Annotated in this window: 8 protein-coding genes and 1 pseudogene; 4 read left to right on the top strand and 5 right to left on the bottom strand. The window is 62.0% G+C overall.

Annotated features, from left to right (window positions below; all coding sequences use genetic code 11):
- Positions 1-24: 24 nt before the first annotated feature.
- The 3 genes from GO014_RS03070 to GO014_RS03060 all read right to left on the bottom strand — a co-directional run bounded on the left by GO014_RS03070 (position 25) and on the right by GO014_RS03060 (position 5,136).
- Positions 25-2,079: an SPOR domain-containing protein gene (locus tag GO014_RS03070; RefSeq protein ID WP_157289077.1), complete on the bottom strand. Its 2,055-nt coding sequence runs from the start codon at positions 2,077-2,079 to the stop codon at positions 25-27.
- Positions 2,080-2,152: 73 nt separating this feature from the next.
- A complete protein-coding gene (gene argS, locus GO014_RS03065) occupies positions 2,153-3,898 on the bottom strand; it encodes an arginine--tRNA ligase (RefSeq protein WP_157289076.1) in 1,746 nt (581 codons plus the stop codon).
- Between the two features lie 89 nt (positions 3,899-3,987).
- A complete protein-coding gene (locus tag GO014_RS03060) occupies positions 3,988-5,136 on the bottom strand; it encodes a deoxyguanosinetriphosphate triphosphohydrolase (protein WP_157289075.1) in 1,149 nt (382 codons plus the stop codon).
- Between the two features lie 87 nt (positions 5,137-5,223).
- Between GO014_RS03060 and GO014_RS03055 the strand changes: the two genes are divergently transcribed.
- Genes GO014_RS03055 through xth form a run of 3 tightly spaced genes read left to right on the top strand, consistent with a single transcriptional unit; the run spans position 5,224 to position 7,530 of the window.
- Complete coding sequence (locus GO014_RS03055; RefSeq protein WP_104894492.1) at positions 5,224-5,577, top strand: HesB/IscA family protein; 354 nt, start codon at positions 5,224-5,226, stop codon at positions 5,575-5,577.
- 58 nt (positions 5,578-5,635) lie between these two features.
- On the top strand, positions 5,636-6,733 hold the full coding sequence (locus GO014_RS03050) for a serine hydrolase domain-containing protein (RefSeq protein ID WP_157289074.1): 1,098 nt from the start codon (positions 5,636-5,638) through the stop codon (positions 6,731-6,733).
- 17 nt (positions 6,734-6,750) lie between these two features.
- Positions 6,751-7,530, top strand: coding sequence for an exodeoxyribonuclease III (xth, locus tag GO014_RS03045; RefSeq protein ID WP_157289787.1), 780 nt, complete (start codon positions 6,751-6,753; stop codon positions 7,528-7,530).
- Between the two features lie 4 nt (positions 7,531-7,534).
- Here the strand turns inward: xth and GO014_RS03040 are convergent, their stop codons facing one another.
- Positions 7,535-8,341 (bottom strand): tetratricopeptide repeat protein, encoded by an 807-nt coding sequence (locus tag GO014_RS03040; protein WP_165836930.1) that lies wholly within the window; start codon positions 8,339-8,341, stop codon positions 7,535-7,537.
- A gap of 531 nt (positions 8,342-8,872) precedes the next feature.
- Between GO014_RS03040 and GO014_RS03035 the strand changes: the two are divergent.
- Positions 8,873-9,195 (top strand): annotated as a pseudogene (locus GO014_RS03035) (ATP-binding cassette domain-containing protein); the annotation flags it as partial.
- 174 nt (positions 9,196-9,369) lie between these two features.
- On the opposite strand, the gene GO014_RS03030 reads toward GO014_RS03035, so the two are convergent.
- Positions 9,370-12,123 (bottom strand): valine--tRNA ligase, encoded by a 2,754-nt coding sequence (locus GO014_RS03030; RefSeq protein ID WP_157289072.1) that lies wholly within the window; start codon positions 12,121-12,123, stop codon positions 9,370-9,372.
- Positions 12,124-12,235 lie beyond the last annotated feature (112 nt).

The raw sequence follows: 12,235 nt of genomic DNA, 5'->3' as shown, positions 1-12,235 counted from the left end.
GCGTCAAGCAAGGCCATTCCGGCGTCAGAGCAAGATGCAGTCGCCGCCGGCAGCTTTTACGTTGGTGCAGATATTGGCTGCACTTTCGCGGGAATTGGCGGGCACCAGGACGCGGAAGTAGATGCCGCGTTCCCCCAGATCGACGCGCTGGATCTCCAGGCTCGCGCCACCGAACAGCACCCCGTAGCGGGTGGCGATAGCCTGCGCAGACTGGCGGGCGGCCTCTTCGCTGCGCTGTGAGGCCAATTGCACATAGGCCGAAGCCGATCCGCCGGAAGCGGTTGCGGCCGCCTGTTGCTGGGCAGGCGGTGTCGCCACGGGTTCAGACGCGACCGGCGCAGGGGCTGCATTTGCGGCAGCAATAGCTGCCGATGCCAGGGCGGCGAAATCGGACGGACGCTCCATCGGTACGCGAACCGTGCTGCCGGGAACGGCAGTTCCGGTGGCGTCGACGACGGCAATGTCCGAACCAGGTTCAGCAAAGCTTGCCGCCGGCACCGGCGTTTCCGGCGCCGTCTCTGTGGCGGCAGCAGGCGTGGGCGTTTCGGTCTGCGCGCTGGCGATCAGATCGGGGGTCGAGAAATCGGCGCCCGGCACCTCGGGGACATCAGGGCGGTCGACCGGCAGGATAGCCGAACCGGCCAGGCTGTCATCACCGCTGACAATGGTGCCGTCGGGCCGCACGGTGACAGTGCGCACCTTGCGATTGACAAGACCGTCCTGATTGGGATCGACCGTGGTTGCCCCGGAATCGTCGAGCACGCCGACGCTAGTGGGGGCGCTGTTGGCGGCAACGACCGCCTCGGTATCCGCCTGGTCACGCGAAACCAATTGCTCGTCATCGCCGGTATTGGCACCGGAAATCTCGTTGAACACCACAGATTGTGGCGCTTCTGTCGTTTCCTCTACCTGCGGAACTTCCTTGGTAGGGGTGGTATCAGCGACCAGCAATGGTGCCGGCCCGGTCGTGGTTCCGCCCTGCCCCAGGACCCAATACAGACCAAATCCGGCAACGGCCAGCAGGCCGACTGCCACCAGAGGTCCGACCACGGCGCGGTTGATGCGGCGCGGCTCACGCTGCGGCTCGGCCAGGGCTTCGGTTTCGTTCGCGGTGGCATCGGGATCGCCGCGGCCATTGCCGTTGACCCATTCCACATGAGCACCGGTGGCGGCGGCGGCGGCCAGGATGGCTTCGTCCACCGAACTCATATCATCGGTACGGATTGGCGGCGCCGACTCGGCGGGCTTTGGCGCCACGGACTTTGCTTCGACGGCCTTGGCAGCTGCCGGTGTGGCGACTGTCGGGGTCGCGAGGCTGCGCAGGGCGGGGCTTGCCGGAGCGGCTGCAGGCGGCGCCATACGAACGGCCGGGCCGACCAGACGCTCGATCTCATCGAGCGGGTCGACAGGCTCGTCGGCCTTTTTGGGTTGAACCGGTTCCGGTGATGCGGACACTGCAGGCTGCTGCCGTTCGACGGCCTGCGTCGGGGCCGGCGGCCTGGCCGAGCCGTCGCCAAGGCCGAATATGGGGGGCATGCCGAAATTGTCGTCGCTACGGGGGGGCGGCTCGGGTTTTGCTTCAGGCGCAGCTGGCGCTGCGATCGGCTCCGGGGCCGAGAGGTCTGTTGCGAGTTCAGCCGCGATCAGATCAGCCAGGCTGTCCTGGTCGAGTGGCGCCAGATTTGCTCCGGCCGGCTCGGTGGTGGTGTCGTCCGCCTGCTGCGGCGCGTGGGTGACGGCGGGCGCTGGGCTGGTGGCAGTACTGCCCTGCCCCGCACTGAGGCCGACATCGAACGAGAACGGCTCGGCTTTCGGCGTGGCGGGTGTCGTGTCAGCGCCGGGTATGCGCACTGGTGTCGGAGCGGGCCGGGGCGCCTGGCCTGTGGCGCTGGGAGACAGATCGGAACGGGGCGCGGGCTCTGCCCGGGGCTCCCCGGGAATGCGCACGGTCGATGGCTGTTCCTTGGCTTGCGGCTGGTCGCCACGCGCCTCATCGGCCATCAGGCGTGCCAGCTCGGCAATGAGATCGTCGGGTGCTTCAGTCTGTGCGGCCATCGATTGCGGTTTCGCTGACGTCATTTGGCAGCGCCCCTAGAATGCGGAATGTCCTGTCAAGGATTTTGCCGCGTATTTTCACACCAATGCGCCCGAATTATGAAAGCTCTTCGGGTGCAGAGACCCCCAAAATCCCTAAGCCGTTGCGGATTACCTGGCGAACGGCGTCGACGAGTGCGAGTCGCGCTAGGGTCAACTTCGGGCTCGAAGGGTTAACAAATCGTAACTGCGGATCATCCTTGCCCTTGGCCCAGAAGCCATGCAAGGCCCCGGCAAGCTCGTGAACATAGAAGGCAATCCGGTGCGGCTCATGGGCAATCGTGGCCGCGGCCACGGTGCGGGGCCAGGCGCCCAGCAGCCGAATCAGCTCGATATCTGCAGCGCTGCCAAGCAGTTCCAGCTCCGCGCCAGCGAGGGCAATAGGCGAAACGTCGAGCTCGGGCATGTCTCGTTCTGCTGTTCGGAAGATCGAGCAGGCGCGCGCATGGGCGTATTGGACATAAAAGACCGGATTGTCGCGCGTCTGTTCCTTGACCAGGGCGAAATCGAAATCCATGGACGCGTCATTGCGCCGGAACAGCAGCATGAAGCGGGTCGCATCGGCGCCGACTTCATCGACAACGTCGGCCAGCGTGACCAGGTCGCCGGAGCGCTTGGACATCTTGAATGGCTCGCCATTCTTGAGCAGCCGGACCAATTGGCAGATGCGCACGTCAATATCGGCTTCGCCTTTGGACACGGCTTTGACTGCGGCCTGTAGGCGTTTGACGTAGCCTGAGTGGTCGGCGCCGAGCACATTGATCATGTGCTTGAAGCCGCGCAGATATTTGTTGCGGTGATAGGCGATGTCAGCAGCGAAATAAGTGTAGGAGCCGTCGGACTTAATCAGGGCGCGATCAGTATCGTCGCCATAGTCGGTGGCGCGGAACAAGGTCTGTTCGCGATCTTCCCATTCCTCGGGCGTCTTTCCCTTGGGGGGCTCAAGGCGCCCTTCATAGACCATGCCTTCTTCACGCAACCAGTCCAACGTGGTCTGGATGTCGCCGCCCTGACCGTGCAGGGTGCGCTCAGAAAAGAACACTTCGTGATGGATGTTGAGCTGTGCGAGGTCGGCCTTCACCAAGTCCATCATGGCGGCAAGGGCCGCTTCGCGCGCGATCAGAACGGCCTCGTGCTCGGGCATATCCAGCAAAGACTTGCCGTATTCGGAGGCCAGCGCCTTGCCGACAGGCACCAGATAGTCGCCCGGATAAAAGCCGGGCGGAATCTCGATGGTTTCCCCAAGAGCCTCGCGATAGCGCAGCATGGCCGACTGGCCAAGGATGATGGTCTGCCCACCGGTGTCATTGATGTAGTATTCCCGGGTGACATCATAGCCCGACCAGGCCATCAGGGACGCCAAGGCATCGCCGAATACGGCGCCACGAGTGTGACCGACATGCATCGGGCCGGTGGGGTTTGCCGAAACAAATTCAACATTGACCCGTTCACCCTTGCCCAGATCGGAACGGCCGAAATTCTCGCCCTGTGCGCCGACGGCCTGGAGCACCTGATGCCAGATTGAATCTGCAAGCCGGAAATTGATGAAACCGGGGCCCGCAACGTCCACCGAAGTCACGTCTGGCGCCGATTTGAAGCGCTCCACCAGTCCGGAAGCCACTTCGCGCGGGTTCTTGCCCAGCGGCTTGGCCACGACCATTGCGGCATTGGTCGACAGGTCACCATGGGCGGGATCGCGCGGCGGCTCCACGACCACGCGCGCAAGCAACTCGTCCTCGAGCTGGGGATAGTCGGCACGCAGGGCCTCGATGACCCGGGTAGTGAAGAGGGCAAAAATGTCCATGTCAAACCTGTGGGGAGACTGTCCTGGTCACGTTCCCCCAATGTAAAGTGGAAACACTTTTTGCGGGTAACGCTCCTGTGGCGCCGGGGTTAACGGAAATCCGGTCGAGCGTCAAACAGACGCTGGTGTTCATCAAGGGCATAGGGATCGGTCATCCCGGCAATAAAATCGGCGACAATGCGCGCGCGGTCTGCCCCCTGCACTGCCCTGCCCGCGTCACCCCAGCGCCCCGGCATGTCCGCGTCGGACATGTAGGCTGCAAACAAGCGCTCAACGACAGCCTCACTCTCGCGGACCGGCACCATGACGTCCTCATGGCGATAGACGCGCGCAAACAGGAAGGATTTTAGCGCCTTTTCAGCGTCCGCCACTGCTGAAGAGAATTGCACCAGTGTCCGCCCCGCCAGCCGCACATCCTCGGGGGAATCGACTCCGGCTGCGGCAATATTTTCCGAGCCGGTGGCGATGACATTTTCGACCGCCCGGGTGATCATCCTCCGCTGGACTTCATGGGTCTGGCGTTTGACGGCGATACCGGGATAACGCTCCAGCACTTCCTCAACGATCGGCCCGGCCATTGGGACACCGATGAAATCATGTAAGGTCACAAGGTTGGCGCGCAGCGCGTCGTCAATGTCGTGCGCATTATAGGCGATATCGTCGGCAATGGCGGCGACCTGCGCTTCGAGGCTTGCATAGGTGGCGACCCGCAGATCGGCAGGCGCGGGAATTTCGGCGAGGTCCACCAAATGCGGCAGCGGCCCATTGTGCTTGAGGATGCCTTCGAGAGTTTCCCAGGTCAGATTGAGCCCGTCATGCTCGGCATAACGGTTTTCGAGGCGTGTAACGACGCGTAGCGCCTGGACGTTGTGATCGAACCCGCCAAAGGGCTCCATGGCCCGGTCGAGCGCCCGTTCTCCCGCATGGCCAAAAGGGGTGTGGCCCAGATCGTGGCTGAGAGCGATGGCTTCCGCCAGGTCCTCATCGAGACGCAACGCCCGGGCAATAGAGCGCGCAATCTGGCTGACTTCCAGTGTGTGGGTCAGGCGATTGCGAAAGTGGCGACCTTCATGGGCAAGAAATACCTGGGTCTTGTGTTGCAGCCGCCGGAAGGCAGTCGAATGGATAATCCGGTCGCGATCGCGCTGGAATTCAGAGCGCGTGGGGCTTGCGCCGGTGCCGAAAAGCCGCCCCAAGGACTGGGATGACTTGCTGGCATAGGATGCGATGTCTCTCATCTGGTCTCTTCCGGGCCTTTGCAACGGCGCATTGAACGCCTATCTTAGGACGAGCGTTATGACATTACGACTGACCCGGGATTTCCCATGACCGACGCCGCACTTGCCGATGCCCCTGCCGTAACCCTTTCAGACCGCGCCGCCAAGCGTGTGTCGCGCATCCTGTCCAAGGAAGCGCCTGGCACGGTGCTGCGCGTCTCGGTGGCCGGAGGCGGCTGCTCGGGCTTCCAATACGAATATAATCTGGTGCAGGAAACGCCCGGCGAAGATGACCTGGTTCTGCAAAAGGGCGACGCCACGGTGCTGATCGATTCCCTGAGCCTTGAATTCATGGGCGGAGCCGAAATCGACTTCGTTGACGACCTGATCGGCCAGTCGTTCCAGATCAAGAACCCCAACGCCGTCGCTTCCTGTGGCTGCGGAACCAGTTTCGCCGTCTAAGCTTCACCTCCTGTGCACCGGACGCAAAGGTCCGGGCGGATCAGGAGGAATCACGATCATGACCAGCCGCATCGACGCCGTGATGGATGCCGCCATCGCCAATCAGAAGATTGCCGGTGCGGAGGTGATTGTCACCCGTCATGGGGATATCGCCTACCAACGGAGCGCCGGATGGTTTGACCGTGAGGCGGATCGCCCGATGATCGACAATGCGATCTATCGGCTGGCTTCGCTCACCAAGCCCATTGTTGGCGCGACGGCCCTGGCCATGGTGGACAAGGGAATGATCGGGTTGGAAGACCAGGTGAGCCGGCATATTCCGTGGTTTGCGCCTCGCCTGAAGGACGGACGGGAAGCAGAGGTCACAATCCATCATCTGCTTACGCACACTGCCGGCCTCGCCTACAGCTATCCGCAGGACCCGACGATTTCGACGGGTCTGGGACCGACAGAACTGGACCTGGAAGAAAACTTTGCCCGTGTCGCAAGACACCCGCTCGATTACGAGCCAGGAACGGCGTGGCAATATTCCGTCGCCATAGATGTTCTTGGCGCTGTGCTGGCGCAGATTCATGGGGGCACGCTGGATGACGCGGTGAAGACGCACATCACTGGTCCGCTGGGCATGGCCGGGACAGGTTTTTTCGTGGCCGACGCGAAACGGCTGGCCAAGCCCTATGCCGATGGCATGCCGCCCGTGCCGATGTCGGATCCACAGACTGTTCAAGGCGACAACGGACCTTTGGTCTTCTCGCCATCACGCATATTCAGCAAATCGGCCTTCCAGTCCGGCGGGGCGGGCATGGCGGGCACGCCCGCAGACATGCTGCGATTCTTCGAAGCCATGCGCACTGGCGGCGGCGGGGTGGTGCGGCAAGAGACGGTTGCGCGCGCGTTCTCAAATCAGATCGGCAATGTCGAGCGCGACCCAGGGCAACGCTTCGGCTATCTTGGCGCTATTGTCGACGATCCGGTTGCTGCCAATTCACCATCCGCCGAAGGTGCGATCCAATGGGGCGGCGTGTACGGACACTCCTGGCTTGTCGACCCGGCCAACGGCCTTTGCATTCTTTCCATGAGCAATACCGCAGTTGAGGGGTGCACGGGGCGCTATCCAAAGGATATCATCGCCGCCGTCTATGCCGACCTGATCTAAGGCGAAATCCAATGACCCTGCGCGTTGCTACCTGGAACATCAACGGCATCAAGGCCCGGCTGGAGCTGGTGCTGCGCTGGCTGGAGGAGGAGAAACCTGACATTGTCGGCCTGCAGGAGATCAAGACCGTCGACGAGGGCTTTCCGAAAGCCGAGTTTGAGGCGCTCGGCTACAATGTCGAAACGCATGGGCAGAAAAGCTGGAACGGGGTGGCCCTGCTCTCCAAGCTGCCCTTTGACGAGGTGCATCGCGGCCTGCCTGGCAATGACGAGGATGAGCAAGCGCGGCTGATCGAGGGGGTGTATTCGGTCGCCGGAGGCATTGTGCGGGTATGCAATATCTATCTGCCAAATGGTAACCCGGTGGATACCGAAAAATTCCCCTACAAGCTGGCTTGGATGGATCGGCTCAATGCCTTTGTCGAGGGCCGGCTGGCGCTCGAGGAGCCGTTCATCCTGATGGGTGACTTCAATCTTATCCCTGCACCGATCGACGCCCACGACCCCGATGCCTGGTGGGGCGACGCGCTCTACCGGCCGGAGAGCCTCGAGAAGTTCCGTATTCTGAGGAATATGGGCATGACTGATGCCTTGCGAGCCATCACAGCCGAAGAGGCCTATACGTTCTGGGATTTCCAGGCGGGGGCATGGCGGCGCAATGCCGGCATCCGCATCGACCATGTGATGCTCTCCCCGCAGGCGGCGGACCGACTGGACGATGTAGTTGTGCATAAGGATGTGCGCGGCTGGGACAAGCCCAGTGACCACGTGCCCGTGGAAGGCGCCTTCAGCTTCTGAACAGTCAGAACTCGGCGCTGACCACCACGCCTGAATTGGCCATTTCAACTGCAGCGGCGCGCGTTTCGGGCGTCGCCACCGACATGGCGCGCTTGAGCAGTTCCTCGGCTGCTGCGAGGTCGCTGGTGCCCAGGCAGGTGGTTCGCGCGAAGTTGAGCCACATCAGTCCCTCGGCGGGACGCGGCGGATAGCTCTCCATGCCGTTGAACAGAAGGTTGCCCAATTGCGCCTGGGCCAGGCAGTGCCCCTTATGCGCAGCCGATTGCAGCCAGCGAGCAGACAGCATGGGGCTCAGGCCAAGCCCGTCTTCCTGCTGATAGAGCAGACCGATACGATATTGCGCCTCGGCATCACCGAAATAGGTAGCCGCATGCATCAGCATCCGATGATATTCGGCCGGGTTCTGGGAGACGCCGGCTTCGGGCACGCCCATGCGGAAATACTCGCCCAGCTTGACGAAGGAATTGGCGACGATATCGGCTTCGAGCCCGCGGGGCGCGGTATCGGCATGCTGATTGGCGATCTGTGCGAAGTAGCCGAAGGCCTTGACCGGGTCCTTGTCGACCCCTTCGCCATTCTCATACATCGTGCCCAATTGCCAGAGCGCCAGAGGCCGACCGGCGGCAGCGTCGCTCTCGAGCGCGGACAGATAGGTATCATTGGATACAAAGGCGCCCGTTCCATCGAGCGTGCGGGCGAAGTCAAGCGCCGCATCGGCCGCCGTCTGGGCGTACGCTGGGGCGGCCAGGCCAAAGGCCAGCATCGCTCCGGACACGGCGCAGGCAAGGGACTTGTCCCAAGTGGTGCGCATAACACTCCTTTCGCCCACAGTGCCGTGGGCGCTACCGACTGACGATCCCCGTAGCGGGCTCGTCGTTGCGGTGCCCCGGTCGGGCACACCGCATCTGATCAATAATAATATTGCCCGAATGAAGTGGCCGGACAAAGCAAAGTCTGAACAAGTCGTAAATGCGCTTTGTGACCGCATTCGGCCCATCCCATCACAACGATGTTCCATGCGCAGCGCACCGGTCTGGCGCGCGCTTGCCTGGGGAACCATTCTGGTTCGCAAATGGGTGTCCATTGCCACCGTTTCTGGCGCTTCGCGCCACTCGTCCTAACCTGCGTTCACGGGGAAGTTGACTCAACCCAGGCGCGCCTTCGACGCGTCAGGAGGAGTGATCGCATACGCCCCCGAATGCCATGCGTACTGCTTTAGGGTTAGATTGTGGCGGGAAACATCGCCAAATCGTTGATGTGAGATTTCCGTATTCTGAATCGGTATCGATGTTGCGAAATCGTCACAGATGCTGATGCCTGCTTCGCCGCACATTGTGCCAGGCAGCGCGGCGTGAAGTTGACGGGCGGGCAGAACAGCGGCTGACCATCGCCCGGGCGTTTCTCAAGAATCCGGCCGTCCTGATCTTTGACGAGGCCACCAGCGCGCTGGACAATGATAGTGAGCGGGCTATTCAGCAATCCCTGCTCTCACTAGCCAAGGGACGTACGACGCTGGTGATCGCCCACCGGCTGTCCACGATCCGCCACGCCGATCGTATCCTCGTGCTCACGCGCGAGGGGATCGTCGAGGAAGGTACGCATGACGCATTAATGGCCAAATCTGGCGTCTATGCCGATCTGCACAGCCTGCAGGGGCGCCTATAGGCTGGAAGCTCGGGCGCCACAGCGGTGACGCCCGCCGCCACCGGCAGGTGTTCTGGAAGACGGGCACAAGGTTCCTGAGCCACGATGCCTCCTATCCAATGTGGCCCCACTCCCTAAACGGGCTTTCGCGCCGAAACATCGGGAGTGGGTATCGACGGCATGGGTTTGCCTGGCTCAGCTCAGGCGGGTGAGTGCATCCTGAATCTTGGCGCGCCGCTCGACGGCGGCCTCGCGGCGCTGCTTTTGTTCTTCGATGACCTCTTCAGGCGCCTTGGCCACGAACTGCTCATTGCCCAGTTTCTTGTCGATCTGGGCGATTTCGCCGTCGAGCTTGGCCACTTCCTTTTCAAGACGCGCCTTTTCGACAGCAATGTCGATGACGCCCGCAAGGGGCAAGGCAAAGGTGGAGTCCCCGACAACAAATTGTGCTGACTCGCCCGGCACTTCATTCTGCGGAGAGATTTCGTCGAGGCGGGCCAGGCGGGAGATCAGCGAAGTGCCCGCCACCAGACGGGACAACGTCTGCTCCCCTGCCCCGGTGACGACCATTTGCAGCTTGGCCCCAGCCGGCACATTCATTTCGGCCCGCACCGAGCGGACATTGGAGATGACATCGATCAGCCAGGCCAGCTCGGCATCGGCGGCGGCATCTTCCAGACCCGACAGGTCTGGCCATTCGGTGGTGATGAGCATGCCGTCGCGCGCTGGTCCAAACTTTCCGGTTTCGGCCCAGAGTTCTTCGGTCACGAAGGGCATCATGGGATGGAGCATGATCAGGATCTGGTCGAGTGCCCAGGCGGCAGTGGCGCGGGTCTCGGCCTTGGCGACCTCGTCCTCGCCATTGAAGACAGGCTTGGCGAACTCGACGAACCAGTCGCAGAATGTGCCCCACACAAAATCATAGGCGCTGTTGGCCGCTTCGTTGAACTTGTAGTCCTCAATGCCGGCACGGACCGCCACTGCGCCGCGCGCGGTAGCGCCCACAATCCAACGGTTGAGCGCCAGCGTGTTGGCCTTGGGATCATAGCCCTCAACGCGGCGGCACTCATTCATCTCGAGGAAGCGCGCAGCGTTCCAGAGCTTGGTGACGAAGTTACGATAGCCTTCCACGCGGCTGATGGCGAGCTTGAGATCGCGGCCCTGTGCGGCCATGGCGGCGAGGGTGAAGCGCGTGGCGTCGGCACCATATTCGTCGACGAGCTTGAGGGGATCAATCACGTTCCCCTTGGTCTTGCTCATCTTCTGGCCCTTTTCGTCGCGGACCAGGGCGTGCATGTAAACCGTGTGGAACGGCTCCTTGTCGAGGAATTCGAGGCCCATCATCATCATGCGGGCGACCCAGAAGAAGATGATGTCGAAACCGGTGACCAGCACATCGGTGGGGTAGTAGCGCTTCAGCTCGGGCGTCACATCCGGCCAGCCCAAAGTGGAGAAGGGCCACAGAGCCGAGGAAAACCAGGTGTCGAGTACGTCCGGATCGCGGGTCAGTTCGACCGGATTGCCATAGTGCTTTTCGGCCAGGGCCTTGGCCTCGGCCTCATCATAGGCGACGAAAGCCTCGTTATCCGGGCCGTACCAGGCAGGGATCTGGTGACCCCACCAGAGCTGGCGCGAAATGCACCATGGCTTGATGTTTTCGAGCCAGGCGAAATAGGTGTTCTCGTATTGCTGCGGCACGAATTTGGTGCGGCCTTCGCGCACCGAGGCCAGCGCCGGCTCGGCCAGCACATCAGCCTTGACCCACCACTGGTCGGTCAGGAAGGGCTCGATGACGACGAGTTTGGACTTCTCGTCGTGGGGCACCATGATCTTCTTGTTTTCGATGTGATCGAGACCGCGAGTCGCATCCTCTTCGGCCAGAGCCGTCAGGTCCGCGACGATGGCCTTGCGCGCCTCGAAGCGATCAAGCCCCCGATAGGCTGCCGGAACGAACTCATCGCTGACGATAGTCCCGCGCGTCGTGAAGACATTGATGGGTTCCAGACCGGCGCGGGCGCCAACCTCGAAGTCGTTGAAATCGTGCGCCGGGGTGATCTTCACCGCGCCGGTGCCCAATGTGGGATCGGCATAGTCGTCGGCCACGACGGGGATACGGCGCCCCACCAGCGGCAGTTCGACGAACTTGCCGATCAGGCCCTGATAGCGCTCGTCTTCCGGATGCACGGCCACGGCGACGTCGCCCAGCATGGTTTCGGGACGGGTGGTTGCGACGATGATGTAGTCGCGGATTTCCGTGCCGGTGACATTGCCCTCTTCATCGGTCACCGGGCACTCGTAGGTCACGCCATCGGCAAGCGGATAGCGCAGGTGCCACATGTGGCCCTTGACTTCGATATTCTCAACTTCGAGGTCCGAAATCGCAGTCTCAAGGCCCGGATGCCAGTTAACCAGCCGCTTGGCGCGGTAAATGAGGCCACGCTTGTAGAGTTCGACAAACACCTTGGTCACGGCGCGAACCATTTGGTCGTCGGGTTGGCCACGATCGCCCATCGTGAATTTCTCGCGGCTGAAATCGGCCGAAGCACCAAGGCGCTTCAACTGATTCATGATCGTGCCGCCGCTCTCGGCCTTCCACTCCCAGACGCGATCGATAAAGGCGTCGCGGCCCATGGTGCGGCGGTCAAGCTGCTTTTCGGCAAGCTGGCGCTCGACGATCATCTGGGTGGCAATGCCGGCATGATCGGTGCCTGGCTGCCAGAGAACATCCTTCTTGAGCATGCGATTGAAGCGCACAAGAATGTCCTGAATGGTGTTGTTGAGCGCGTGACCGATATGCAGGGAACCAGTGACGTTGGGTGGCGGAATAACGATGGTGAAGGTTTCAGCACCCGGCTTGGCCCCTGCCCCGGCCGCAAAGGAATTTGTCTCCAGCCAGGCATCATAGATGCGGCTCTCAACGGCGGCGGGTTCGTAGGTCTTTTCTAGCATTGGGCTACTCGCAACAGCAGCGACCCGCCAGGTGAGACCTAGGCGGGCCGGAGAAAGGTTGGCAGACTTCAAGCAAATGCTGCGTGCGGGGTCAACAGCAACCAGCCCGGGT

Origin of the sequence: Devosia marina, from assembly GCF_009758415.1 — a bacterium.
GTDB lineage: Bacteria > Pseudomonadota > Alphaproteobacteria > Rhizobiales > Devosiaceae > Devosia > Devosia marina.
The sequence above is the reverse complement of the archived record's forward strand: the minus strand, read 5'-3'. Positions and strand labels throughout refer to the sequence as shown.

Coding starts and splice junctions, on each gene's coding strand:
- GO014_RS03030 (WP_157289072.1), bottom strand. CDS start 12,123: ATGCTAGAAAAGACCTACGAACCCGCCGCCGTTGAGAGCCGCATCTAT.
- GO014_RS03050 (WP_157289074.1), top strand. CDS start 5,636: ATGACCAGCCGCATCGACGCCGTGATGGATGCCGCCATCGCCAATCAG.
- GO014_RS03055 (WP_104894492.1), top strand. CDS start 5,224: ATGACCGACGCCGCACTTGCCGATGCCCCTGCCGTAACCCTTTCAGAC.
- GO014_RS03060 (WP_157289075.1), bottom strand. CDS start 5,136: ATGAGAGACATCGCATCCTATGCCAGCAAGTCATCCCAGTCCTTGGGG.
- GO014_RS03070 (WP_157289077.1), bottom strand. CDS start 2,079: ATGACGTCAGCGAAACCGCAATCGATGGCCGCACAGACTGAAGCACCC.
- GO014_RS03040 (WP_165836930.1), bottom strand. CDS start 8,341: ATGCGCACCACTTGGGACAAGTCCCTTGCCTGCGCCGTGTCCGGAGCG.
- argS (WP_157289076.1), bottom strand. CDS start 3,898: ATGGACATTTTTGCCCTCTTCACTACCCGGGTCATCGAGGCCCTGCGT.